Origin of the sequence: Paucibacter sp. B2R-40, assembly GCF_025717555.1 — a bacterium.
Classification (GTDB): domain Bacteria; phylum Pseudomonadota; class Gammaproteobacteria; order Burkholderiales; family Burkholderiaceae_C; genus Paucibacter_A.
The window spans coordinates 373,895-395,093 of the sequence record NZ_JAJIRP010000004.1; the positions used below are offsets into that span (position 1 = coordinate 373,895).

Below are 21,199 nucleotides of genomic sequence, written 5' to 3' on the forward strand. Positions count from 1 at the left end.
TATGACTTTGATTGCTTCGCCTTACGGCATTCACCGTGTCATCGAACCCAAGGGCGTGCTGCCGCAACCCGCCTGGAAGATCGACAACGCTATGGAGATTTTCGACAACGAAATCCTCATCGACGTGTCGGCGCTGAACATCGATTCGGCCAGCTTCACGCAAATCAAAAAAGAGGCCGCGGGTGATGTGGCCCGCGTCGAGGCGATCGTGCGGCGCACCGTCGCCGAGCGCGGCAAGATGCACAACCCGGTGACCGGCTCGGGCGGCATGTTGATCGGCACGGTGCTGCAAATCGGCGCCAAGTTGGCGGGCAGGATCGACCTTGAGGTGGGCGACAAGATCGCCACACTGGTGTCGCTGTCGCTGACGCCGCTGCGCATCGATGCGGTCAAGAAAATTCATCTGGACAAGGATCAGATCGAGATCAGCGGCCGCGCCGTGTTGTTTGAAACCGGCCTGTTCGCCAAGCTGCCGGCCGACATCCCCGAAAACGTGGCACTGGCGATTCTGGACGTGGCCGGTGCGCCGGCGCAAACCGCGCGGCTGGTGCAGGCCGGCAACACCGTGGTCGTGATCGGCGGCGGCGGCAAGTCGGGCACGCTGTGCGTGTACGAGGCCAAGAAGCGCGTCGGCCCGGCCGGCATGGTGATCGGCGTGTCGCCGTTCGCCAAAGACTGCGAACGCATGCGCGAGTTGGGCTGGGTTGACCACGCCCTTCAAGTCGACGCGACCGACGCGGTGGCGCTGATGGAAGCCGTTAGCGGCGTGACCGGCGGCCGGATGGCCGATGTGGTGATCAACTGCGTCAATATTCAGAACACCGAGATGGCCAGCATCCTGGCCACGCGCGATGGCGGCAAGATCTACTTCTTCTCGATGGCCACCAGCTTCACCGCCGCCGCCCTGGGCGCCGAGGGTGTGGGCAAGGACATCGAGATGATCGTCGGCAATGGCTATGCGCGCGACCACGCCAAGTTCGCCTTGGCGCTGCTGCGCGAGAGCCCTAGGCTGCGAACGCTGTTTGAAGAGCTTTATGTCTAAATTTGCTAGCGTGTCGCCGCTCTGGCAACGCATCAGGAACAGCCGGATCGAGACGCTGGCCGTGATGGGCATGGCCAAGAACACCGGCAAGACCGTCGCCTTGAACCATGTGCTGGCGCAGGCCCACGCCGCGCAGATAGCGGTCGGCGTGACCTCGATTGGCCGCGACGGTGAGGACCGCGATCAGGTCTTTTTGTTCCCAAAGCCGCCGGTGCTGATCTGGCCCGGCAGCCTGGTCGCCACCGCGCGCGACACCTTGGTACGCTCCAAACTGCGTTTCAAGCTGCTGGGCAATACCGGCATCGATTCGCCTATGGGCGAGATCGTCATCGTCAAGGCGCTGGAATACGGCGAGATGGAGATCGCCGGCGCCTCGCGCAGCAGCGATCAACTGAAAGTCATTCAACGCCTGCGCCAGGCCGGCTGCGAGTTGGTGGTCTTGGATGGCGCCTTGGGCCGCAGCCACCATGCCTCGCCGGCGATTGCCGATGGCGTGATCCTGGCCACAGGAGCTGCGATTGGCGGCGGCATTCAAGATGTGATCCGCAAGACTCGTGACCGCTTAGCGATTTTGGGCATCGCACGCGTGCCGGCCGAGCTGGGTGCGCGCGTGCAGGACTTATTCAACCAGGGCGGCGTGGCGATCTGGGCGCGCGACGGCAAGCCGCTGTTCCAAGCCGAGATTGCCAGCCTGAACGCGGCCTCAGTGCTGATGGGTTTCGCCGAACAAGACGTGGGCACGATCGCGGTCAGTGGTGCGGTGGGCCGCCAGCTCTGGCGCGCGATGTCCAGCCTTGGGGCTATGAAGCCAGGCCTGAACATCGTCGTGGCCGACGGCACCAAGCTCTTTGTCGATGCGCTCGATGTGCAGGCCTTTTGCAAGCAAGGCGGCAGCCTCTATGGCTACCGCAGCATCCGCATCCTGGGCCTGACGCTGAACCCCTTCTCACCGATGGGCGGCAGCTTCGACGGCGCCGAGTTCCTCGCCGACGCCGAGGCGGCTTTGCCCGGCTACGACGTCTGCGATGTGCTGCTGTCGGAACAGAAGAAACAACAACTACAACTAAAACAAGGAGCCGACCGCGATGTCGCAACTTCAACTTGATAGCGCGCAAATAGACCGCGCCCGCGAATCGGCGCGGCGCATTGCGCGCAATGTGTTCGACGAGATGAGCCAGTTCACCACCACCACGGTGGAGCGCGCCACGCTGCGTTTGCTGGGCGTGGACGGTGTTGACGAAAACTATGTGCCGCTGCCGAACCGCCTGGTCAGCCATTTGCAGGAGCAAAACCTGTTGCAGCATGGTTCCGCCTGGATCGTGGCAGGCGCGATGTTGGAGCAGGGTTTGAGCGCCCAAGGCGTGGCCGAGGCGGTAGCCGCCGGCACGCTGACGCTAACTTCGCCTAAGGACGGCGCGGCCGCTCGCTGCAAGGCCGAGGCCGAGGCGCAAAGCCGCTGCGAGCAGATCGCCGGCCAGCGCAACTACCGTGCCGCCGAGATCAAGAGTAATGGCGGTGAAGCGCCCACGCCCTGGCTCTACCTGATCGTTGCCACCGGCAATATCTATGAAGACGTGACGCAGGCCTGCGCCGCCGCCGAGCAGGGCGCCGACATCATCGCGGTGATCCGCTCCACCGGCCAGAGCCTCTTGGACTATGTGCCTTACGGCGCCACCACCGAAGGCTTCGGCGGTACGTATGCGACGCAGGAGAACTTCCGCCTGATGCGCACCGCGCTGGACGCGGTAGGCAAGAAGCTCAACCGCTACATCCGACTGACCAATTACTGCTCCGGCCTGTGCATGCCCGAGATCGCCGCCATGGGCGCGATGGAGCGGCTGGACATGATGTTGAACGACTCGATGTACGGCATCATCTTCCGCGACATCAATATGAAGCGCACCTTCATTGACCAGTTCTTCTCGCGCATGGTCAATGCCTACGCCGGCATCATCATCAACACCGGCGAAGACAATTACCTGACCACGGCCGATGCCTATGAGGCCGCACACACGGTCCTGGCTTCGCAGCTGATCAACGAGCAGTTCGCCTACCTGTCGGGCTTGCAGCCCGATCAGATGGGCTTGGGCCATGCGTTCGAGATTCACCCCGAGTTGGAGAACGGCTTTTTGTGGGAGATCGCGCATGCGCAGCTGGTGCGTCAAGTCTTCCCCGATGCCTGCCTGAAGTACATGCCGCCGACCAAACATATGACCGGCAATATCTTCAAGGGCCATGTGCAGGACACCTTGTTCAATGTGGTCAGCACGCTGACGAACCAGAACATCCATCTGCTGGGCATGATGACCGAGGCGATCCACACGCCCTTTATTCAGGACCGTTTCCTGGCCATACAGAATGCGCGTTATGTGTTCGGCACCATGAAGGATCTGAATTCAGAGATCGAATTCAAGCGCGGCGGCAAGATCGAGCTGCGGGCGCAGGAAGTGCTGGCCGAAACCGAAGCCATCCTCGCGCAGATCGAGCAGACGGGCTTGCCCGCTGCGATCAGCAAGGGGACGTTTGCCGAAATCTCGCGCACACCGACCGGCGGCAAGGGCCTGGACGGTGTGATCGCCAAAGCGGCCGACTACTTCAACCCCTTCCCTGCTTTGATGTTGAAGGGAGGGCTGTGAGATGTCTGAACAAATCATGATCAACGACCAGATCCCCGAGCAATGGGTCAAGCCCTACGGCGACACGCTGGACGACGGCCGCGTGCAGCTGTCCTTCACGCTGCCGGTGCCCTTGGACGAAACCGCCAAAGAAGGCGCCAAGATGCTGGCGCTGCAGATGGGCCTGGAAGAGCCGGCCGTCGTGCATGCCGAGGCGATGGGCAGCGGCTTCTCCTTCTTCGTCGTTTATGGCCAGAGCAAGCACCGGGTAGACCTGAGCAAGCTCAAAGTCGCCAAGCCCGAGTTCGAAGTGCTGGACAAGGCCGGCGTCGACGCGCTGATCGCCGAGAAAATGGGCCGCCGCATGGTGGTGGTGGGTGCCTGCATCGAGACCGATGCGCACACCGTCGGCATCGACGCCATCATGAATATGAAGGGCTACAACGGCCACAAGGGTTTGGAGAGCTATCACGAGATCCGCGCCATCAACCTCGGCGCGCAGGTCGACTCAGAAGATCTGATCAGCCGCGTGATCGAAGAAAAAGCCGATGTGATCCTGGTCTCGCAGGTGGTGACGCAAAAGAACATCCACCTCGACAATCTGACCAAGCTTTCCGATTTGCTCGAAGCCGAAGGCCTGCGCGACAAAGTGATCTTGATCGTCGGCGGCCCACGCATCAGCCATGAGTTGGCCAAGGAGCTGGGCTACGACGCCGGCTTCGGCACCAAGACCTATGCGGAAGACGTCGCGTCTTTTGCGATTCACGAATGGATCAAGAGGAAAGCAGCATGACTGAGCAAATTACGAGCTTGATTCGGCTTCGCATGAGCGCCCACGACGCGCATTACGCCGGCGATCTGGTCGACGGCTCGCGCATGTTGGGCCTGTTCGGCGATGTTGCCACCGAGCTTCTGATCCGCAGCGATGGCGATGAAGGTCTGTTCGTTGCCTATGACAAGGTTGAGTTTTTGGCGCCGGTGTTTGCAGGAGACTTTATCGAAGCCGTCGGGCATATCGTGTCCATGGGCAAGTCCTCGCGAAAGATGGTGTTCGAAGCCCGCAAGGTGATCAGCGCCGCCAACATCCCTGGCCAAGTCTCGGCCGCCGATGTCTTGGCCGAGCCCATCGTGGTCTGCCGCGCGTCGGGCACTTGTGTGGTGCCGGTCGGCTTCCAAAGAAAATGAATAGCAAGCTGATCATCACCGCCGCGCTGACCGGCGCCGAGGTCACACGCGAGCAGCAGCCGGCGCTGCCGATCACGCCGGACGAGATCGCCGACGCTGCGGCCGAGTGCGCACTCAAGGGCGCGGCTATCGTCCATGTGCATGGCCGCTTGGCCGACGGCAGCTCGACGCAGGACAAAGAGATCTACCGCCAGATCATCGAGAAAACGCGCGAGCGCTGCAATGTGATCGTGCAGGTCTCCACCGGCGGCGCGGTCGGCATGACGCCGCAAGAGCGGCTGGCGCCGGTGACGCTGCGCCCGGAGATGGCGACGCTGTCGATGGGCACGGTCAACTTCGGCGGCGATGTGTTCATGAACCATCCGGCCGATATGGAAGTGTTTGCCGCCGCGATGACTGAATACGGCGTCAAGCCCGAGTTCGAAATCTTCGACAGCGGCATGCTGACGACGACGCTGCGCTGGCTCAAAAAAGGCATTGTTCAGGGCCCGCTGCACTTCGACTTCGTGCTGGGCATCCCCGGCGGCATGGCCGGCACGCCAGAAGCCTTGATGTATTTACGCTCGCAGTTACCGCCAGACAGCAGCTGGACGGTGGCCGGCATTGGTGCAGCCCAACTGCCCTTGGCCACCTTGGCCATGGTGCTGGGCGGCCATGTGCGGGTCGGCTTTGAGGACAATATCTACTTCCGCAAGGGCGAACTGGCCCGCAGCAATGCGCAGTTAGTCGAGCGCATCGCCTTGATCGCGCAGCAGCTGGACCGGCCGGTGGCCACGCCTGACGAGGCCCGGGCCATGCTGGGGATCAAACGCTAAGGGTTAAGGGTTGAGGGTTGAGGGTTTGACCCAACCGGCTTCGCCGAGCGGCCAGAACCGGTCGCTGCGGTTGTCCCACGCCACCACCACAAAGCAGGTGATCAGCAGCGCGCTGTATTCCCAGCCGTCCGTTCCCGGCCCGACCACAAAGAAGCCGGCTTGAGCATGGAAGATGACGATGCCGATGAAGTAAATCACCGAGAAGGCCGCGCACAGCGGCCACACCATGATGCGCAGCGCCAAAAACAACGCGCCAAAGGTTTCTACCAGGTTCACAAGGCAGGCCAGGAAGTAGCCGCTACCCTTGGGAAAGCCGCCGAGTTCCAACAGCTTGCCCATGATGGGCAGGCTGCCTTCGTCATAACGATAGATGCCGTGGACAAAGACGATGGCGCACAAGACCAGCCGCAGCAGATCGGGCCCAAAGCGTGCGGGCGAGATGATTCGGTTCAAGAAACTCATATTCGTAGCCAAGGTTTTGTTAGCAAAGACCAGCGCATGCTAAAGACGCAAGGTCGCGCCAACCAGTCCCTTTGCGATGAGCGACGGTTTTTTAGCGTCCAATTGGCACCAAAGCAAAGCCAGCGGTTCAGGCTATTTTTTGGTTAAGCGCATGTACTTGCCCGCCCCCGCATCAGCTTCTCTTTGCATTCCAGATGGGCCGGTTTGACCGGGTTGCAGACCAGGGCAATGCTGGCGATCAAGCGCTAGATGACGCTTCGGCATCGCTCGCCACCTGCGCAAAGCGCAAGGTGAAGACGCTGCCCTCACCCAGTCGGGACTCCACCGACAGCTTGCCATTCAGCTTGCCTGTGGCCAAGCGATGCGAAACCGACAGGCCCAGCCCCGAGCCCCCTTGGCCGAGGCGGGTGGTGAAAAAGGGATCAAAAGCATGTTTCATGACATGCTCGCTCATGCCGACTCCGTCATCGCTAACGAGCAAGAGCATCTGAGCCGATCCTGGGCCGTCTAGTAGCGAGGCCGATATCGCAATGTGTCCCGCTGCCATGCCGCCAAATGCATGTTTGGCCGCGTTTTGCACCAAGTTGCTCAAGACCTGCCCCAGCGGCCCAGGGTAGCTATCGCAAATCAGACCTTCAGCCACGTCCACAGCAATGCTGATGGGAACATTGGCCTTGCGCAAGGCGGGCTGCATTGAGCCCACAATGTCTGCCACCACGGCCTTCAAATCAAACACGCGGCGGCGCCCCGAGGCTCGGTCCACCGCCACCTCCTTGAAGCTGTCAATCAGCTCGGCGGCTCTTTGCGACGAACGCAAAATGAGCCCGGCCATTTCCCCCGTGGCGGCTACGAATGATGCCAATTCCGCCTTTCGCAAAAGACCAGAGTCAACCAGGTTTTTGAATTCCTGCACCTGGTGTTGAAGCGTACTGGAGACTGTGACCGTATTGCCAATCGGTGTATTGAGCTCATGGGAAATTCCGGCCACCATGGCGCCCAGGGAGGCGAGTTTTTCGGACTGAACCAGCACTTCTTGGGCCGACTTGACCGCATCAAGCGCGTTGGAAAGCTCGATCGTGCGCTCCGCCACCCGTTGCTCCAGGCCTTCGTGGATAGCCCGTTGGGCGGCCTCGGCAGCCAGGCGGTCGGTCTGATCTAGCAGCGAACAAACCAGGCGTTGGCTGCCGGCGAAATCGACCGTGGCCACATAGAGCAGCAGCGGTCGCACGCCGTTGGCCGTCTTGAAGTGCACCAGCACACCGTCCAGGCAGCCCTTGCTTGCGAATTCGGCCATCACCGCCTCGCGCTCGACGGGATCATGCCAAAGACCTAACTCCTGGGCGTTCTTGTTGAGCGCCTCGGTGGCTGTGATGCCGAACAAGGCAGCCCATGCGTCGTTCACGGCCAGATTGCGGCCTGTTGCATCGACCGTGGAGGATGGCACTGGATTGGCCCGAAACAGGGCCGCGAAACGCTCCTCGGAGAGTCTGAGGGCCTCCAGTTGCTGCTGCTGTTGCAGAGTCAACAAGGTGATGCTGTCAATCTTGTCCTGAAAGCTGCGCAACGCCGCCCGCGTGACCAGCAAGGCCATCAACATAGACCCGACCAGCACCAAGCCATGCGACACCGACTTGCGGGCCAAGTTGGGTGGGACGTAGCCGAAATTTTCCGCGACGACCATGCCGCCGACCACCACGCTGGTTGCCAGCACCACCAGTCCGGCCGCACGGGTGCCCAGCAACCAGCCCGCCGCCACACAGATCGAGGGCAAGGCCAGTAAGACCGGTGTGCGTACACCGGCAACAGCAAAAGGCAAGCCCAGGCCTATCGCCACCAAGCCCCAAATGAGGACTTGCACCGCCAAGCGTTGCCGTCCATTTCGCATCAAACAATACCCGACCAGCGCTTGCAAGATCAAGGAACATGCGGCAAGGCTGCTCAATCCAAAACCATAGTTCCACCAAGAGAACCCTGAGAAAGCAAGCCCCAGCCCAAACACCAAGACAAGCACATTGCGTAGCATCTCGGTGCCTTGTGCGCCCAGAACGGACGCGCTCTCGACCATCTCGGTCGAATTTGAAGCGATGTCCGGGTCCAGCTGCGGCGATTCAAGTGGCATGTTTCGCTAACGGTCAACAAGGCCAAATGCCTTTGGGCCAGTATGCCTAACTTCATGCTGGATCGGAAGAAAACAGGATCGCCCTAAAAGCATGGCGCCCACATTTCGGTCGCCTTGAAGCTCAAGCCAGCTGGGTCAATCGCAAATACTTGCCCATCAAGGTTTCTTTGCTTTCGACATGGGCCGGGTTGACCGGGATACAGGCTACCGGGCAAAGCTGCACGCATTGCGGCTCGTCAAAATGGCCGACGCATTCGGTGCATTTGCTGTGGTCGATCTGGTAGAACTCCTCGCCCATCGAGATCGCCTCGTTCGGGCATTCGGGCTCGCAGACGTCGCAGTTAATGCACTCATCAGTGATCATCAAAGCCATATCAGCCCCTTCAACTTTCCGCCTGCAAGCGCTTCTTCAAGCGCTGCAGCACCGAGGCCGACACGAACTTGGAAACATCACCGCCGAGGCTGGCAATCTCGCGCACAAAGGTGCTCGATATAAATTGATATTGGTCTGAAGGCAGCATGAACACCGTCTCCACATCGGCCATCAGTTGGCGATTCATGCCTGCCATCTGGAACTCGTAGTCGAAATCGCTGGCGGCACGCAGGCCACGCACCAGCACCTTGCCGCCTTGGCTCGCCACAAAACTGCTCAACAGTCCATTGAAGGGCAGCACCTCAACATTGGGATATTTGGCCGCCAATTCACGTGCAATTTCCAAGCGCTCTTCGGTGGAGAACATGGTCTTTTTATGGTGCCCGGCCGCCACTGCAATGATCAAGCGCTCAAACAAACGGCTGGCGCGGCGCATCAGATCTTCGTGACCCAAGGTCATCGGGTCGAAGGTGCCGGGATAGACGGCGGTGAGAGGGGTCACAGAGGTCAATCGAGGCTCCTGGATTCAGTGGCCCCGATTATCCCTTGTCACTCAAACCTTGCGCAGCAGCTGGAATTGCACCGCGCCGGCTTTACCGGAACGCCAGGCCTCCAGGCCCAACTCGGCCGGCGCCGCGATCAAGTCGGGCGCCTCCAGATAGACAAAACCACCCGGCACCAACAAGGGCGCCGCCGCCCGCAAAGCCGGCAAGAACAGCTCTTGCTGGAACGGTGGGTCGAGCAAGATCAGCTCGAAGCGGGCCGGCGCACAGCGACCCATCCAGCCCAAGGCATCGCTGCATTCAACACGTAGATGGTCGGCCTTCAACCTGAGTTTGCTGGCACCCAGGCTGCGCGCCAACTCCGCGTCGCGCTCCAGCAGCAAGACCTCGGTGGCGCCGCGCGAGGCAGCCTCAAAGCCCAAAGCGCCGCTGCCGGCGAAGGCGTCCAGCACGCGCCAGCCGTCCAGGTCTTGGCCCAGCCAATTGAACAGCGTTTCGCGCACGCGATCGGGTGTGGGGCGCAGGCCGGGCTTGTCCGCCACCGGCAGTTTGGAGCGTTTCCACTGCCCGCCAATGATGCGTACCTCGCGGGCGCCCATGCGCGGTGCGCCCGCAGCTTTTTGTGTTTGCGCCGAAATCGCCTTGGCCGCAGCGCTGGAACGCGGCCGATTCACAAGCGCACCGGAATGCCGCGCGCCGCCATCAAGGCCTTGGCCTCGGCAACGGTGTGGTGGCCGTAATGAAAAATGCTGGCGGCCAAGACCGCATCGGCGCCGCCGATCTGCACGCCGTCGGCCAAGTCTTCGAGCGAGCCGACGCCGCCCGAGGCGATCACCGCCACCGCCACCGCGTCGCTGACGGCGCGGGTCAATTCCAAGTCAAAACCGCTGCGGGTGCCGTCGCGGTCCATGCTGGTCAGCAATATCTCGCCGGCACCGTACTCGGCCATCTGGCGCGCCCAGGCCACTGCGTCCAGGCCGACATTCTTGCGGCCGCCATGGCTGTAGATATCCCAACCGGGACCGCGCGCAACCAGGTCTTCACCTTGCCGACGCTTGGCGTCGATCGCGACGACGATGCACTGTGCGCCGTATTTTTCGGACGAATCCCGTATGACTTGCGGGTTAGCGATTGCGGCCGAATTGAACGACACCTTGTCGGCGCCGGCATTCAGCAAGCGCCGCACATCGGCGACCTCGCGCACGCCGCCACCGACCGTCAGCGGGATGAAGACCTGCGAGGCCACCGCTTCGATGATGTGCAGGATCAGATCGCGCCCGTCGCTGGTCGCGGTGATGTCCAAAAAGGTCAGCTCATCGGCCCCCTGCTCGTTGTAGCGGGCGGCGATCTCTACGGGATCGCCGGCGTCACGCAGTTCGGTGAAGTTGATGCCCTTGACGACCCGACCACCGGTCACGTCAAGGCAGGGAATGATGCGTTTAGCCAGCATGGAACAGGGCCGACTCAGCCGAGGCCGAGTTCGTCAGCGCGCGCTTGGCCGGCCGTAAAGTCCAGATCGCCGGTATAGATCGCACGGCCGCAGATCACGCCCTCAATGCCCTCTTCCTCGACCGCACAGAGCGCGTCGATATCGGCCAAATTGGCCAGGCCGCCCGAGGCGATGACGGGAATGGTCAGCGCCTGAGCCAGCTTGACCGTCGCTTCGATATTGATGCCGCTGAGCATGCCGTCACGGCCGATGTCGGTGTAGATCACGCCTTCGATGCCGTAGCCCTCGAACTTGCGCGCCAGGTCGATCACCTCGTGGCCGGTCAGCTTGCTCCAACCGTCAGTCGCGACCTTGCCGTCTTTGGCATCCAGGCCGACGATGATGTGGCCGCCAAAAGCCGTCGCCGCGTCTTGCAAAAAGCCTGGGTTCTTCACCGCAGCGGTGCCGATGATGATGTAGCTCAGGCCCGCGTCCAGATAGCGCTCGATGGTGTCGAGGTCGCGGATACCGCCACCCAGTTGCACAGGGATCTCGCCATTCACTTCCCGCAGGATCGCCTTGATTGCGCCCTCATTGACCGGCTTGCCGGCGAAGGCGCCGTTCAGATCGACCAAGTGCAGGCGCCGCGCACCCGCATCGATCCAGCGCCGGGCCATCGCGGCCGGGTCCTCGCCGAAGGTCGTGGAGTCATTCATATCGCCTTGCTTGAGGCGGACACAGCGACCATCTTTCAGGTCAATAGCGGGGATCAGCAACATGACGGGAGCAAGCTATAAGTTATCAAGGTTTCCAGAGAAGGAAATTCCGGTACAGCGCCAAGCCGTGCGCGGCGCTCTTCTCGGGGTGAAATTGTGTGGCAAAAATATTATCCCGGGCGATGGCCGAGGTAAAGCGAGCGCCGTAATCGGTTTCACCGACACTGTGGCGCGCTTCTAACGGCTGGGCATAAAAGCTGTGGACGAAATAGAAGTAGCTCTCATCCGGCACATCACCCCAGACAGGATGCTTCAGCGTCTGGCGAACCCGGTTCCAGCCCATCTGCGGCACTTTGTAGCGGCTGCCATCGGCCTGCACTTGCCCTTCCAACTGAAAGCGCTTCACAAGGCCAGGAATCAAGCCCAGGCCCGGCGTGTCCTGCTCTTCGCTATGGTCCAAGAGCATTTGCATGCCTACACAGACGCCCATCAAGGGCTTGTTGGAGGCGGCGTGCAGCACCGCTTCTTGGAGGCCAGATTCACGCAGCTCACGCATGCATTCCTGCATCGCGCCCTGGCCCGGCAGCACCACCCGCTCGGCCGCCATGACGTCGTCCGGATTGGCCGTTATGACGACCTCCAGGCCGGTGCCCGCAGCCACATGCAGCACCGCCTGCGAGACCGAGCGCAGATTGCCCATGCCGTAGTCGACGACGGCGACTGTTCTTGCCATGACTAGAGGCTTCCTTTGGTGGAAGGAATCATGCCGATGGAGCGCGGATCTAGCGTCATTGCCATCCGCAGCGCCCGACCGAAGGCCTTAAAAATCGTCTCGCACTGGTGGTGGGCGTTATGACCCTTCAGATTGTCGATATGCAGGGACACCAGCGCATGGTTCGAAAAGCCCTGGAAAAACTCGAAGGCCAGCTGCGTATCGAAGGCACCGATGGACCCAGCCGTGAATTTGACATCCATCTCCAAGCCCGGCCGGCCGGAGAAATCGATCACCACGCGGGACAGCGCCTCGTCCAGCGGTACATAGCTGTGGCCATAACGGGTCAAACCTTTTTTATCGCCAACCGCCTGCGCGACAGCCAGGCCCAAGGTGATGCCGACGTCTTCAACCGTGTGGTGGCCATCGATATGCAAATCACCCACCGCCTGAATGTCCAAGTCGATCAGGCCATGGCGGGCGATCTGGTCCAGCATATGGTCGAAGAAACCGATACCGGTATTGAGCCTGGCCTCGCCGCTGCCGTCCAGATTGACGCGGACGGTGATTTGCGTTTCTTTGGTGTTGCGGCTGACCTCGGCAATGCGTTGGACTTCGCTCATGACAATGATTCCTTTAGTTGACCCCCAAGGCCGCCTTCCGGCTCCCGCCCCCCCGGGGGGGAGCAAGGAAGCTCGGGGCGGCTCAGCGCTTCCTTGAGTGCGGCCAGCATGGCCTGGTTTTCTTCGGCCGTGCCGATGGTGATGCGCAGGCAATTGTTCAGCAGTGGATGCGCCGTGGATGAGTTCTTGATCAGCACGCCGCAAGCCTTCATGCCAGCGAAGGTGCGCGCCGCATCGCTCACGCGGACCAAAATCATATTGCCCTGGCTTGGAAAAGCCTGCACACCGGCCATCGCTTGCAGCGCCGTGTAGACCCGCTCGCGCTGCGCCCGCAGCTCGGCGGCTTGGGCGGCGTAGACATCGGCATGCTCGAGCGCGAACAGCCCGGCTTCAGCATTCAGCACGCTGATATTGAACGGCGGACGCAGCTTGTCGATCTCGGCAATCAAGGCCGCCTGCCCGATCAAGTAACCAATACGCACACCGGCCAGGCCAAACTTGCTCATCGTGCGCATCACCAGCACTTGCGGGTAACGTGCCAGCAAGGCCATCGAATCACTGGAAGCAAAGGGTTGATAAGCCTCGTCCATCACCACCAAGCCGGGAGCCGCTTGGATGATCTGCTCGATCACAGCAGAGTCCCAGAGATTGCCGGTCGGATTATTTGGGAAAGACAGATAAACCAGCGCCGGCTGATGCTCAGCAATCGCCGCCAGCATGGCCGGGCCATCAAGTTCAAAATCATCAGCGCGCAGCGGCACGCCGACAAACTGCAGGTTCTGATAGCGCGCCGACAGCTCGTACATCACAAAGCTGGGCAGCGGTGACAGCACCTTGGCGCCGGGCCGACTGACCGCCATGCTGAGCATGGTGATCAACTCGTCGGAGCCATTGCCCAGCATGATCGCGCAGCCGGCCGGCATGCCGGCATGCAGCGCCAGCGCGGCCGCCAATTTGGCCGTGCTTTCGGCCGGATAACGGTTGATCGCAACGGCGCCCAGGCGCGCACCCAATTCCGCTTGCAATTCGATGGATAGCCGAAACGGGTTCTCCATCACGTCGAGTTTGACCATGCCGGCGCTGGACGCGACCGGGTAGGCCTGCGAGCCGCGCACGTCTTCGCGAATACAGGCCAGCGCTTGGTTCAGGGCAGTCTTCATGGCTTGAGACGATCCACATCGATGAGTTTGGGGTTCAGCACGGTGACGCTGTCAAACACCGCCTCGTGCGGCAGCTCCAGGCTCAAGAGCAGCGTGCAGCCTTGCGCCTTGGCGGCGGCGACGATCAAGGCGTCGGCGTAGAGCAGGCCAAAACGGCTCTCGATCGACCAGGCGCTCTCCACCGTCGCATGATCAATCGCCCAGGGTTGCCAACGCTGATAACGGCGAACTTCGGCGCGCGCATCGCCGTTGGGCATGGGCGGCTGGATGCGCGTGGTGACCGAGGCATAAAAATCGTTCAAGACCTGGGTCGAGAGCCGGCCGCTGCGGCGCAGCCAGAGCTCGCGCAGCCAGTTCATCGCTTGATCGCGGGCGCCACGGTCGGCACCGTCCTCGCTGAGGATCAAGACCGAGGTGTCGACAAAGACCAGTTCAGTCATTTGGCCAACTCGCTGCGCTGCGGGTAGGCCGCGCCGTCCGAGGCCCAGGTGCGCTCGCGGTGCACCCAGTCTTGCAGCGCTCGCTCATAGGCATCGTCGTGGCGCATCTTCTCGGCCAGCATCTCGCCGACCAGGCGAGAGACGCTGGTATTGCGGCGGGCCGCCTCCAAGCGAGCCCATTCGGCGACGCTGTCTTCCATACTGACCGTTACGTTTTTCACGAACTCGAGTCTACACGAACTTCGTGCAACACGAAGTTCGTGTCACTGATAAAAAGTCCGGGTATAGAAAGCAGCCAAATGGCCGACAACGATCCTTGAGTAAGTGGCACTTTGAACGAGGGCTCGGCCTCATTCGTCTTCAAGGCCTCATGCAGCACTCCAACACAATAGGAATCGCCATGCCTTGGTTTGATCTTTCGGCCCAGTCGCTGCGCACCCGTTTTGCCTTGATGATTGGCGCCAATGTGCTCGCCACAGCACTGCTGCTGCTGCAGGCTGTCTACAGTTTTGAGCGCTTGCACCGCGACGCCGAACGCAGCTTTGTTGCCAAAGACTTGGTAGCCGATGTCTTGCCGCCACCCATGTATTTGATCGAGTTGCGCCTGCTCTTGTCCGAGGCGGTGGAAGGCAGCATCAGCAAGGACGAAGCGGCCAAGCAGTTCAAGCGCCTGCAATCGGAATATGACGCCCGCGTGCAGTACTGGAGCAGCAATCCGCCATACGGCCTGGAGAAATCGCTGCTGGGTGAACAACATCATTTAGCCCAGCAAATGCTGGAACTCGCCCGCAACCAGGTCTTGGAGCCCTTGATTCGCGATGACACCGAGGCCGCCAAAGCGGGCCTGCAGCGCGCTCATCAGAGCTACCTGGCCCACCGCCATGCTGTCGATGCGACGGTCAGCGCAGGCAACGCATTTGCCGAGGAGGCCACCCAAAGCTTCAACCAAGCCCGGGAAAACGGCATCTTGGCCTTGCTGCTGGTCGGCTGTGTTGCCGCAATGGGCGTGGGAGGTAGCATGTGGGCGCTGCAAAAAGCCATCATGGGCTCGGTGCTGCAGGCCTCCGAAGTGGCGCGCACCGTGGCCGCCGGCGATCTGCGCGCCCAGCTAACGCTCGACAGTGCCGAGGCCGGCACAACTCAGCATCGCAATGAACTGCGGGGCTTGAGCCGCGACATCAGCCTGATGGTCATCAGGCTGCGTGAATTGATCGCCCGGGTGCAGCAAGGCGCAAGCCGCATCGACGGTAATTCACACAGCATCTCGCAAGCCAATGCCGAGCTCTCCGCCCGGGCGCTGCTGGAGGTGTACGACCTGGAGCAGGCCAGCGAAGCGCTGCAAGCCATGGACGGTCAAGCCAAACAAGGTGCGAGCTCGGCTGCGCAGGCCAATGAACGCTCCGCCCAAGCGGCAGAGTTGGCGCGCCAAGGCAGCGCCGATATGCAAGCCGTCGTGGCCGCGATGCAGGAAATCGAACAAAGCAGCCGCCGCATTGCCGACATCACAGGCGTGATCGACAGCATTGCCTTTCAGACCAATATCTTGGCGCTCAACGCCGCCGTCGAGGCCGCCAGGGCCGGCGAAGCCGGGCGCGGTTTCGCGGTGGTCGCCAGCGAAGTGCGCATGCTGGCCAAACGCAGTGCCGATGCGGCGCTGGAAATCAAGCAACTGATCCAGGGCAGCAGCACGCAAGTCGAACGCGGGTCCGGCGCGGTTCAGCATACCCGCAGCACGATTGATGAAATGGTCGATCAAGTCGCCGAGGTCAGCCGCTTGATCCAAGGCAGCAGCCATGAGTTGCAACAGCAACTGGGCTCGATCGCGGCCCTTCATCAACTGCTGGACGGCATCTCCACCCGCATCCGAGAGAACAGCGGCATGGTGGACCGCACCGCCGCCGAATCTGCGGAACTGCAGACCGAAGGGGCCGACTTGCACTCGGCAGCCCAACGCTTCAAGCTCTGAGCGACGGACCCAATCGGCGGGACTACAGGCGCGGCCCCGCCCCTCAGAGCCTGTCAGGGCCAGCGCCAAAGCTCTTTGCGCGCCAAGGGCGTCAGTTCAGGCAGTAAGGGGTTGCGCAACTCAATCAAACGGCGCATATGCAGGCCCGCCTTGTTAATCGACTCCGAATGGTAAGTGTCGAACAAACGGTCAAAGCCACCATTGGCCAGCAAGCGATTGAGGCCCAATTCAACCAGCCCGGCCAAGCGCTGGTCGCCTGGGCGCACAAAAAAGTAGACCGCCGTCGGGTAGTGCAAGACCAGACTGGGTTCGATGGCGAACAACTGCTTTTGCCCCTCCTGCTCCCATCCGACTTCCAGTACCGATCTCGGAAATCCTTGGGCGCGGCCGACATCGAGCATCTTGAACAAGGCCGCAAAAGAAGTTCCCGTGGTCACGGTCAAGCCATTGGCACGCAGGATCTCGGTGTCGGGCCAATCATGACCCTGCACCAAGGCAAATCGCTTCAGGCTGTCCAGCCCGGTCACATCCTTCCACGCGCCCTGCTGCCCTTGCTTGATCAAGAGCAGGCGCCACCCGTAAAGCCCTTTGAAGATCGGAATGCGCACCGGCAACAAGTTTTGCTCGCGCTGCACGCTGGTCATTGACCAAGCAATATGCAAATGATCCTGCTGCGCCTCCAACTCCTTCAGCGCGCGGCTTTGTACCATCACGTCCTTGGAGGCGCTCAGCTCACAACGCACGCCGGAAGCGTCCAGGGCCAGTTTCAAGAGTTGCAGCGGGAACCAGGTGCTGGGGTCGATATCGCGCATTGGGCGCGGAAACACCACCCGCAGCGCCGGCGCCAAGGCCGGCGCCGCTGTGGCTTCCGCCGTCAAAAGCACTGACAGCGCCGGCAAAAACTGACGGCGCTGCAGACTCATTCGGAGCGAGACTTCAGCGCCGTCTGCAACCTCATTTCCGCTGCCCGGGCATGGCCTTGCAGCCCCTCACCGTAGGCCAACTCGGCCGCAATAGGTCCCAGCTTTTGCGCGCCGGCCTCGCTGACTTCGATCAGGCTGCTGCGCTTTTGGAAGTCGTAGACACCCAGCGGTGACGAGAAACGCGCGGTGCCCGCCGTCGGCAGGACATGGTTAGGCCCGGCGCAATAGTCGCCCAGCGACTCGCTCGTATAAGCGCCCAAAAAGATCGCACCGGCGTGGCGCAACAACGGCTCCCAGGCATGGGGATTGGCGCTGGACACCTCCAGATGCTCGGGCGCGATGCGGTTGGAGATCTCGCAAGCCTCTTCCATCGAGCGTGTCAGGATCAGCGCACCGCGCCCTTCCAGCGAGGCGCGGATGACTTCGTGCCTGGGCATCTCGGGCAGCAGCTTGTCGATAGCCGCGCGGACCAGCGCAATGTATTCAGCGTCCGGGCATAGCAGAATGCTTTGCGCCATCTCGTCATGCTCGGCTTGGCTGAACAAATCCATCGCCACCCAAACGGGCGGTGTCGTGCCATCGGCCAAGACCAAAATCTCGCTGGGCCCGGCGATCATGTCGATGCCGACTTGGCCGAACACATGCTTTTTGGCGCTGGCTACATAGGCATTGCCGGGGCCGGTGATCTTGTCGACCTTGGGCACCGTTGCCGTGCCGTAGGCCAGCGCCGCCACCGCCTGCGCGCCGCCCAAAGTGAAGACGCGGTGGACGCCTGCGATATAGGCGGCGGCGAGCACCAGCGGGTTCTTCTCGCCGCGCGGCGTCGGCACCACCATGATGATCTCGGGCACACCGGCCACCTGAGCCGGAATCGCGTTCATCAAGACGCTGCTCGGATAGGCTGCCTTGCCGCCCGGCACATAAATGCCGACGCGGTCCAGCGGCGTGACTTTCTGGCCCAAGAGCGTGCCGTCTTCATCACGGTAGCTCCAGCTCAAGCCACTGGCTTGCTTTTGGCGCTCGTGATAGCTGCGCACCCGCTCGGCCGCAGCTTGCAAGGCGTGACGCTGCGCCGGGGTGATGGCCTCGAACGCGGCCTTCAATTCTTCGCGCGTCAGCTCCAGCTCGCTGACGCTGGCGGCCTGCAGCTGGTCGAAGCGGGCGGTGTAGTCGAGCAGCGCCGCGTCGCCGCGCTCGCGCACATCGGCCAGGATCTCGGCCACGCGCAACTCGATCGCCGAGTCGGTCTCGGCCGACCAATGCAGCACGCGCTGAAACTCGGCTTCAAAGTCGGCGGCGGCGGTGCTGAGGTGGCGGAGCTTCATAACGGTTTGAACTTATGAGGTGGTAGCGGCGGCAAAAGCGTCGATCATGCGGCGCAGCGGTTCGCGCTTGAGCTTGAGTGCGGCCTGGTTGACGACCAGGCGGGATGAAATTTCCATCACCTTCTCGACCTCGACCAAGTGGTTGGCCTTCAAGGTATTGCCGGTCGAAACCAGGTCGACGATGGCGTCGGCCAGGCCGGTCAAAGGCGCCAGCTCCATCGAGCCATAGAGCTTGATCAGGTCGACATGCACGCCCTTGTCGGCAAAATGCTGACGCGCAATCTGCGTGTACTTGGTGGCGACGCGGATGCGCGAGCCCTGCTTGATGGCGGCGGCGTAATCAAAATCATCACGCACCGCCACGCTCATGCGGCAACGGGCGATGTTCAGGTCCAGCGGCTGATACATGCCGTCCAGGCCATGCTCGATCAGCACGTCGCGGCCGGCCACGCCGAGGTCGGCGCCGCCGTACTGCACATAGGTCGGCACGTCGCTGGCGCGCACCAGCACGACCTGCACCTCGGGGCTGTTGGTGGCCAGGATCAGCTTGCGCGAGGTTTCCGGGTTGTCCAGCACCTCAATGCCTGCGGCTTTGAGCAGCGGCAGGGTTTCTTCAAAGATGCGGCCTTTGGACAGGGCAAGGGTGATCATGGGGGAGGCACTCATTGGCATTCAGGGCTATCCGGCATGCCGGAAAGTGAGGAGCGATCAGCGCGCCGACGACTGCGGCGTCGGGTCGGCGGCCCATTCGGCGGGCGTCAGCGTCTTCATCGACAGCGCATGGATTTGCTCGCGCATGCGCTCACCCAAGGCCTGATAGACGCGCTGGTGGCGGCGCACGCGGCTCAAAGCCTCGAACTCGGCCGACACGATGGTGGCAAAGAAATGCCGCCCGTCGCCCTCGACTTCACAGTGTTTGCAGGGCAGCCCGGAGGCAATGAATTGCTGAACTTCAGCTGGAGTAGGGTCGGCCATAGTGGGAGGATTCTAGTTTGTGAAGGATTGGGCCAACTCAGCTGCGGATCTTGTAGCCGCGCCGCAGCAGTTCCAGGGCCAGGCCCGCCACCAGCAAAAAGCTGCCGCCGACCACAGCCAGACTCAGCCAGGGCGAGGCATCGCTGACGCCGAAAAAGCCGTGCCGAAAGCCATCAATCATGTAGAAAAACGGATTCAGATGGCTGACGCCCTGCCAGAACGGTGGCAGCGAGCCGACCGAATAGAACACGCCGGACAAAAACGTCATCGGCATGATGATGAAGTTCTGGAAGCCCGCCAATTGATCAAACTTCTCGGCCCACAGGCCTGCAATCAGGCCCAAGGTGCCCATCATCGCCGCGCCCAGCAGCGCAAACAGCAAGATCCAGATCGGCTCACTGAGGCCCGGCGGCGCGAACCAGACCGTCACCAACATCACGCCCAGGCCGACCGCCATACCGCGCACCATGGCCGCGCCCACATAGGCGACAAACCAGGCCCAGTGCGACAGCGGCGTCACCAGCAAAAAGACCAAATTGCCGGTCACCTTGCTCTGAATCAGGCTGGAGGAGGAGTTGGCAAAGGAATTCTGCAAGATGCTCATCATCACCAGGCCGGGGATCAAAAAGCTGGTGTAGCCGACCGTGCCGTAGACCTTTACATGGTCTTCCAGCACATGGCCGAACACCAGCAGATAAAGCACCGCCGTCAGCACCGGCGCCGCGACGGTCTGAAAGCTAACCTTCCAAAAACGCAGCACTTCTTTGTAAAACAGCGTGCCGGCGCCTTTCAATTGAATCGCGCCGCTCATGCTCGCACCCCTTTTTCTTGTTCTTCTTGCATGATTTCCAGGAACACGTCTTCCAGATCGGCGCGGCCGATCTCCAGGTCTTCGACCGGGCAATTGGCCGCCCGCAGCTTGGTCAAAATCGTCTCGACCTCGGCCGCGTCATGCGCCTTGATCTGCACAATGCGGCCGGTCAGGCGGGCCTGCCCGCTCAGGCTCTCAGGCAGCGCGGCATCGGTCTTGAAGCGCAGCATCGTCGATGCGCGGCCCTTGAGCAGCTCCGAGGTGCGCTCCAGCGCCACCACCCGGCCCTGCTTGAGCATGGCGATGCGCCCGCACAGCGCCTCGGCCTCTTCCAGGTAATGGGTGGTCAGCAAGACGGTGTGGCCTTCGCGGTTCAGGCGTGCAATGAATTGCCACAAGGTTTGGCGCAACTCCACATCGACACCGGCCGTGGGCTCGTCCAGCACGATCACCGGCGGGCGGTGCACCAGCGCTTGCGCCACCAGCACGCGCCGCTTCATGCCGCCCGAGAGTTGGCGCATATTGGCATTGGCCTTGTCGGCCAGCCCTAAGTTCTCCAGCAACTCATCGATCCAGGCCTCGTTGTTATGCACGCCGAAGTAGCCACCCTGGAAGCGCAGCGCCTCACGCACATTGAAGAAAGGGTCGAACACCAGCTCCTGCGGCACGATGCCCAAGGCCCGGCGCGCAGCGGCAAAATCGCTGACCACATCATGGCCTTGCACCAGCACGCGACCGCCGCTGGCTTGCGACAAGCCGGCCAAGATGCTGATCAAGCTGGTCTTGCCAGCGCCATTGGGGCCGAGCAGCCCAAAGAACTCACCCTGTGCGATATCAAATGAAACACCGTCCAAGGCCTTGACCTGACCCCCACGATAAGTTTTGCTGACGTTCTGAAACGAAATGGCCGGCATGGTGCCGGCATGGGGGGAAGCTGGTGATTGCATGATGCGATTGTAGGAACTGCCAGCAAGGCTCGCTCGGCCAGGGTTGTTGCCCGCCCAC

At 61.7% G+C, this 21,199-nt stretch carries 25 protein-coding genes; 7 read left to right on the forward strand and 18 right to left on the reverse strand.

Annotated features, from left to right (window positions below; translation table 11 throughout):
- Position 1 precedes the first annotated feature (1 nt).
- The 6 genes from kdd to kce are packed head-to-tail and all read left to right on the forward strand — an operon-like array spanning position 2 to position 5,657.
- Positions 2-1,042, forward strand: coding sequence for an L-erythro-3,5-diaminohexanoate dehydrogenase (kdd, locus tag LNV09_RS10890; RefSeq protein ID WP_263557113.1), 1,041 nt, complete (start codon positions 2-4; stop codon positions 1,040-1,042).
- The gene (kamB, locus tag LNV09_RS10895; protein ID WP_263557114.1) at positions 1,035-2,147 is read left to right on the forward strand and encodes a lysine 5,6-aminomutase reactivase subunit KamB; all 1,113 of its coding nucleotides are present in this window, start codon (positions 1,035-1,037) and stop codon (positions 2,145-2,147) included. Before kdd ends, kamB begins: the two co-directional genes overlap by 8 nt.
- Positions 2,128-3,678, forward strand: coding sequence for a lysine 5,6-aminomutase subunit alpha (kamD, locus tag LNV09_RS10900; protein WP_263557115.1), 1,551 nt, complete (start codon positions 2,128-2,130; stop codon positions 3,676-3,678). Before kamB ends, kamD begins: the two co-directional genes overlap by 20 nt.
- A 1-nt stretch (position 3,679) precedes the next feature.
- On the forward strand, positions 3,680-4,450 hold the full coding sequence (gene kamE, locus LNV09_RS10905; protein ID WP_263557116.1) for a lysine 5,6-aminomutase subunit beta: 771 nt from the start codon (positions 3,680-3,682) through the stop codon (positions 4,448-4,450).
- Positions 4,447-4,842, forward strand: a complete 396-nt coding sequence (gene kal, locus LNV09_RS10910; protein WP_263557117.1) for a 3-aminobutyryl-CoA ammonia lyase — start codon at positions 4,447-4,449, stop codon at positions 4,840-4,842. The genes kamE and kal overlap by 4 nt, the downstream gene beginning before the upstream one ends.
- Entirely contained in the window at positions 4,839-5,657 is an 819-nt protein-coding gene (kce, locus tag LNV09_RS10915) for a 3-keto-5-aminohexanoate cleavage enzyme (RefSeq protein WP_263557118.1), read from the forward strand. The genes kal and kce overlap by 4 nt, the downstream gene beginning before the upstream one ends.
- Positions 5,658-5,660: 3 nt before the next feature.
- Here the strand turns inward: kce and LNV09_RS10920 are convergent, their stop codons facing one another.
- From LNV09_RS10920 to LNV09_RS10975, 12 genes are all read right to left on the reverse strand, one after another.
- Positions 5,661-6,119, reverse strand: coding sequence for a DoxX family protein (locus LNV09_RS10920; RefSeq protein WP_263557119.1), 459 nt, complete (start codon positions 6,117-6,119; stop codon positions 5,661-5,663).
- Positions 6,120-6,357: 238 nt separating this feature from the next.
- On the reverse strand, positions 6,358-8,238 hold the full coding sequence (locus tag LNV09_RS10925) for a sensor histidine kinase (RefSeq protein WP_263557120.1): 1,881 nt from the start codon (positions 8,236-8,238) through the stop codon (positions 6,358-6,360).
- Between the two features lie 121 nt (positions 8,239-8,359).
- Positions 8,360-8,611 (reverse strand): YfhL family 4Fe-4S dicluster ferredoxin, encoded by a 252-nt coding sequence (locus tag LNV09_RS10930; protein WP_263557121.1) that lies wholly within the window; start codon positions 8,609-8,611, stop codon positions 8,360-8,362.
- Between the two features lie 10 nt (positions 8,612-8,621).
- Entirely contained in the window at positions 8,622-9,122 is a 501-nt protein-coding gene (coaD, locus tag LNV09_RS10935) for a pantetheine-phosphate adenylyltransferase (protein ID WP_263533826.1), read from the reverse strand.
- 42 nt (positions 9,123-9,164) lie between these two features.
- Positions 9,165-9,713, reverse strand: a complete 549-nt coding sequence (gene rsmD, locus LNV09_RS10940) for a 16S rRNA (guanine(966)-N(2))-methyltransferase RsmD (protein ID WP_263557185.1) — start codon at positions 9,711-9,713, stop codon at positions 9,165-9,167.
- A 71-nt stretch (positions 9,714-9,784) separates the two neighbouring features.
- A complete protein-coding gene (hisF, locus tag LNV09_RS10945) occupies positions 9,785-10,564 on the reverse strand; it encodes an imidazole glycerol phosphate synthase subunit HisF (RefSeq protein WP_263557122.1) in 780 nt (259 codons plus the stop codon).
- A 14-nt stretch (positions 10,565-10,578) separates the two neighbouring features.
- Positions 10,579-11,322: a 1-(5-phosphoribosyl)-5-[(5-phosphoribosylamino)methylideneamino]imidazole-4-carboxamide isomerase gene (hisA, locus tag LNV09_RS10950; protein WP_263533823.1), complete on the reverse strand. Its 744-nt coding sequence runs from the start codon at positions 11,320-11,322 to the stop codon at positions 10,579-10,581.
- Between the two features lie 22 nt (positions 11,323-11,344).
- Positions 11,345-11,992: an imidazole glycerol phosphate synthase subunit HisH gene (gene hisH, locus LNV09_RS10955; RefSeq protein ID WP_263557123.1), complete on the reverse strand. Its 648-nt coding sequence runs from the start codon at positions 11,990-11,992 to the stop codon at positions 11,345-11,347.
- A 2-nt stretch (positions 11,993-11,994) separates the two neighbouring features.
- Entirely contained in the window at positions 11,995-12,594 is a 600-nt protein-coding gene (hisB, locus tag LNV09_RS10960) for an imidazoleglycerol-phosphate dehydratase HisB (protein WP_263557124.1), read from the reverse strand.
- A complete protein-coding gene (hisC, locus tag LNV09_RS10965; protein WP_263557125.1) occupies positions 12,591-13,754 on the reverse strand; it encodes a histidinol-phosphate transaminase in 1,164 nt (387 codons plus the stop codon). The genes hisB and hisC overlap by 4 nt, the downstream gene beginning before the upstream one ends.
- A complete protein-coding gene (locus LNV09_RS10970) occupies positions 13,751-14,194 on the reverse strand; it encodes a PIN domain-containing protein (protein WP_263557126.1) in 444 nt (147 codons plus the stop codon). Before LNV09_RS10970 ends, hisC begins: the two co-directional genes overlap by 4 nt.
- On the reverse strand, positions 14,191-14,415 hold the full coding sequence (locus LNV09_RS10975; RefSeq protein WP_318023287.1) for a CopG family transcriptional regulator: 225 nt from the start codon (positions 14,413-14,415) through the stop codon (positions 14,191-14,193). Before LNV09_RS10975 ends, LNV09_RS10970 begins: the two co-directional genes overlap by 4 nt.
- Before the next feature lie 179 nt (positions 14,416-14,594).
- On the opposite strand from LNV09_RS10975, the gene LNV09_RS10980 reads away from it, so the two are divergent.
- A complete protein-coding gene (locus LNV09_RS10980) occupies positions 14,595-16,160 on the forward strand; it encodes a methyl-accepting chemotaxis protein (RefSeq protein ID WP_263557127.1) in 1,566 nt (521 codons plus the stop codon).
- Positions 16,161-16,213: 53 nt separating this feature from the next.
- Here LNV09_RS10980 and LNV09_RS10985 read toward each other — a convergent pair whose 3' ends face one another.
- Genes LNV09_RS10985 through LNV09_RS11010 form a run of 6 tightly spaced genes read right to left on the reverse strand, consistent with a single transcriptional unit; the run spans position 16,214 to position 21,108 of the window.
- Entirely contained in the window at positions 16,214-17,083 is an 870-nt protein-coding gene (locus tag LNV09_RS10985; RefSeq protein WP_263557128.1) for a substrate-binding periplasmic protein, read from the reverse strand.
- Positions 17,080-18,408, reverse strand: coding sequence for a histidinol dehydrogenase (gene hisD / locus LNV09_RS10990; protein ID WP_263557129.1), 1,329 nt, complete (start codon positions 18,406-18,408; stop codon positions 17,080-17,082). Before hisD ends, LNV09_RS10985 begins: the two co-directional genes overlap by 4 nt.
- A gap of 12 nt (positions 18,409-18,420) precedes the next feature.
- Positions 18,421-19,059: an ATP phosphoribosyltransferase gene (hisG, locus tag LNV09_RS10995; protein ID WP_263557130.1), complete on the reverse strand. Its 639-nt coding sequence runs from the start codon at positions 19,057-19,059 to the stop codon at positions 18,421-18,423.
- A gap of 57 nt (positions 19,060-19,116) precedes the next feature.
- A complete protein-coding gene (locus tag LNV09_RS11000; protein WP_263557131.1) occupies positions 19,117-19,383 on the reverse strand; it encodes a BolA family protein in 267 nt (88 codons plus the stop codon).
- A 37-nt stretch (positions 19,384-19,420) separates the two neighbouring features.
- Complete coding sequence (locus tag LNV09_RS11005; RefSeq protein WP_263557132.1) at positions 19,421-20,194, reverse strand: ABC transporter permease; 774 nt, start codon at positions 20,192-20,194, stop codon at positions 19,421-19,423.
- Entirely contained in the window at positions 20,191-21,108 is a 918-nt protein-coding gene (locus LNV09_RS11010) for an ABC transporter ATP-binding protein (RefSeq protein ID WP_263557187.1), read from the reverse strand. The genes LNV09_RS11005 and LNV09_RS11010 overlap by 4 nt, the downstream gene beginning before the upstream one ends.
- Positions 21,109-21,199: the final 91 nt, after the last annotated feature.

What these genes read in the sequence shown, in the direction of transcription:
- kamB (WP_263557114.1), top strand. Translation starts at nt 1,035, where the DNA reads ATGTCTAAATTTGCTAGCGTGTCGCCGCTCTGGCAACGCATCAGGAAC.
- kal (WP_263557117.1), top strand. Translation starts at nt 4,447, where the DNA reads ATGACTGAGCAAATTACGAGCTTGATTCGGCTTCGCATGAGCGCCCAC.
- hisC (WP_263557125.1), bottom strand. Translation starts at nt 13,754, where the DNA reads ATGAAGACTGCCCTGAACCAAGCGCTGGCCTGTATTCGCGAAGACGTG.
- kamE (WP_263557116.1), top strand. Translation starts at nt 3,680, where the DNA reads ATGTCTGAACAAATCATGATCAACGACCAGATCCCCGAGCAATGGGTC.
- LNV09_RS10930 (WP_263557121.1), bottom strand. Translation starts at nt 8,611, where the DNA reads ATGGCTTTGATGATCACTGATGAGTGCATTAACTGCGACGTCTGCGAG.
- kamD (WP_263557115.1), top strand. Translation starts at nt 2,128, where the DNA reads ATGTCGCAACTTCAACTTGATAGCGCGCAAATAGACCGCGCCCGCGAA.
- LNV09_RS10920 (WP_263557119.1), bottom strand. Translation starts at nt 6,119, where the DNA reads ATGAGTTTCTTGAACCGAATCATCTCGCCCGCACGCTTTGGGCCCGAT.
- hisA (WP_263533823.1), bottom strand. Translation starts at nt 11,322, where the DNA reads ATGTTGCTGATCCCCGCTATTGACCTGAAAGATGGTCGCTGTGTCCGC.
- LNV09_RS10980 (WP_263557127.1), top strand. Translation starts at nt 14,595, where the DNA reads ATGCCTTGGTTTGATCTTTCGGCCCAGTCGCTGCGCACCCGTTTTGCC.
- hisF (WP_263557122.1), bottom strand. Translation starts at nt 10,564, where the DNA reads ATGCTGGCTAAACGCATCATTCCCTGCCTTGACGTGACCGGTGGTCGG.
- LNV09_RS11010 (WP_263557187.1), bottom strand. Translation starts at nt 21,108, where the DNA reads ATGCCGGCCATTTCGTTTCAGAACGTCAGCAAAACTTATCGTGGGGGT.
- hisH (WP_263557123.1), bottom strand. Translation starts at nt 11,992, where the DNA reads ATGGCAAGAACAGTCGCCGTCGTCGACTACGGCATGGGCAATCTGCGC.
- LNV09_RS11005 (WP_263557132.1), bottom strand. Translation starts at nt 20,194, where the DNA reads ATGAGCGGCGCGATTCAATTGAAAGGCGCCGGCACGCTGTTTTACAAA.
- kdd (WP_263557113.1), top strand. Translation starts at nt 2, where the DNA reads ATGACTTTGATTGCTTCGCCTTACGGCATTCACCGTGTCATCGAACCC.
- kce (WP_263557118.1), top strand. Translation starts at nt 4,839, where the DNA reads ATGAATAGCAAGCTGATCATCACCGCCGCGCTGACCGGCGCCGAGGTC.
- LNV09_RS10925 (WP_263557120.1), bottom strand. Translation starts at nt 8,238, where the DNA reads ATGCCACTTGAATCGCCGCAGCTGGACCCGGACATCGCTTCAAATTCG.
- LNV09_RS11000 (WP_263557131.1), bottom strand. Translation starts at nt 19,383, where the DNA reads ATGGCCGACCCTACTCCAGCTGAAGTTCAGCAATTCATTGCCTCCGGG.
- LNV09_RS10985 (WP_263557128.1), bottom strand. Translation starts at nt 17,083, where the DNA reads ATGAGTCTGCAGCGCCGTCAGTTTTTGCCGGCGCTGTCAGTGCTTTTG.
- rsmD (WP_263557185.1), bottom strand. Translation starts at nt 9,713, where the DNA reads ATGGGCGCCCGCGAGGTACGCATCATTGGCGGGCAGTGGAAACGCTCC.
- hisG (WP_263557130.1), bottom strand. Translation starts at nt 19,059, where the DNA reads ATGATCACCCTTGCCCTGTCCAAAGGCCGCATCTTTGAAGAAACCCTG.
- hisD (WP_263557129.1), bottom strand. Translation starts at nt 18,408, where the DNA reads ATGAAGCTCCGCCACCTCAGCACCGCCGCCGCCGACTTTGAAGCCGAG.
- LNV09_RS10970 (WP_263557126.1), bottom strand. Translation starts at nt 14,194, where the DNA reads ATGACTGAACTGGTCTTTGTCGACACCTCGGTCTTGATCCTCAGCGAG.
- hisB (WP_263557124.1), bottom strand. Translation starts at nt 12,594, where the DNA reads ATGAGCGAAGTCCAACGCATTGCCGAGGTCAGCCGCAACACCAAAGAA.